The 1,546-nt window shown below is 31.4% G+C and carries 3 protein-coding genes; all 3 read right to left on the bottom strand.

Annotation, left to right across the window (positions count from 1 at the left end; all coding sequences use genetic code 11):
• Positions 1–238, bottom strand: a 238-nt coding sequence (locus tag ACLR9T_RS14685; protein ID WP_413110187.1) for a PTS lactose/cellobiose transporter subunit IIA, incomplete at its 3' end; no start/stop codon positions are given.
• Positions 239–337: 99 nt separating this feature from the next.
• A complete protein-coding gene (locus ACLR9T_RS14680) occupies positions 338–1,138 on the bottom strand; it encodes an HAD family hydrolase (protein WP_008789970.1) in 801 nt (266 codons plus the stop codon).
• A gap of 98 nt (positions 1,139–1,236) precedes the next feature.
• Positions 1,237–1,546: hypothetical protein (locus tag ACLR9T_RS14675; RefSeq protein WP_413110186.1), on the bottom strand; the 310-nt coding region annotated here is incomplete at its 5' end.

Genomic DNA, 1,546 nt, shown 5'->3' with positions numbered 1-1,546 from the left:
GGTCTTGAGCATGAACCATTAATAAATTTAATGGAGCTTTTTCTCCTCTAATTTCTGCTTGAATTAATTCAGTTTGAGCATGATGTGCTTCATTTACTGTTTCTTTAGCTTGTTGTAAAGATTCTGCAGCCTTATCTAGATCTCCAGCTTTTGCATATTGAATTGCTTCAATAGCTGAGCTACGTGCACTACCACTATTAACGATAAGGTTAATTACTACTTGTTCTTGTTCATCCATTTTTATTTCTCCTTTGATAAGCAAAATTCAGATTTTATCTGTACACTTATTTTACCAAATTGATGAAGCAATTTCAACAACTATCATGAAATAATCAATTTATCTCGGCTTTAACAGTGAAAAGTGATGAAGTGCTTTCACAATTCCATCCTTATCTACATCATCAGTAATAAAATCTGCGACATGCTTTGCCTCAATTGCAGCATTCCCCATTGCAATGCCTAAACCAACTTCTGATAACATCTCAATATCATTACGACCATCCCCAAAAGCCACTGTATCTTGAATTGATCTATTGAGATGCTTCACTAACTCTAAAATTCCCTTAGCTTTTGATTCACCTCTTAAAGTCAGATCAAAAGAAAATTCACTTTGATGTCTTTGAATATTAAAATAAGGTGATAATGCATTCACCATTGGCTCTATATCCTCCTTAGAATTAATGACAATCATCCCAATATATGTTTCAATATTCTTAAAATCAAAACTATCAACTATCGTTTCGTCTTTCATTCCCCAATTGTCTTTAAATTCAATATGTTTAGGATTGGTTTTATTCAAAACATAAATATAATCATTTCCTTCAAAATAATATGCCATATTTCTTTCTAAACAAAGCTCATGTGTCTTTTGAATGGCTTCACTTGGAATTATATTTTTATAAACACATTTACCTTGGTATTCTACATAGGCTCCATTACAAGTTACATACCCACTGAATGGATAATCCATAACACCATCAACAATAAAGCATTTACAACGCCCAGTCGCTAAAAAAACATCATCTCCTTGTTCTTTTAATTGATCTAAAGCAGAACGAGTTGAAGTCTGAATCGAATAAATATCCTTATTACAATCGATTAAAGTTCCATCTATATCAAAGAAAAATAATTGTTTCATTATAATACCTCCATTACTTGCTAGTCTAGCATATTCAACATTATAAATAAAGATATCTCTTATTTCTAAAAGATATCTTTGATTCCTATTATTTTTTATTAATCATCTGTTGGATTTGGCACATTTGTATAAACTTGACTTCCATTAAAACCACTTATACATGTTCCATTTGTGTAACTTAAGATAAAATTATCTTTTGTTATCCATCCAGTACCAACTTCACCAGTTTCAGGATTTTTACCACTACTGACAAATCCCCCTACTCCGTTGATAACACTATTTATCTTTACCAATGGGCCATCCGTTTTCGCAAATGTTTGAATACATGCATTTTCAATTAAAACATTTTGACGATTAGGAACTTCAATAGCATTATCTAATTCAATGGCTGCTCCATTTGTATTAATG

It is taken from the genome of Thomasclavelia sp. (assembly GCF_047249845.1).
Classification (GTDB): domain Bacteria; phylum Bacillota_I; class Bacilli_A; order Erysipelotrichales; family Coprobacillaceae; genus Thomasclavelia.
Note: the sequence above shows the minus strand (reverse complement) of the source record. Positions and strands in the feature narration are given on the sequence as shown.

What these genes read in the sequence shown, in the direction of transcription:
- ACLR9T_RS14680 (WP_008789970.1), bottom strand. Translation starts at nt 1,138, where the DNA reads ATGAAACAATTATTTTTCTTTGATATAGATGGAACTTTAATCGATTGT.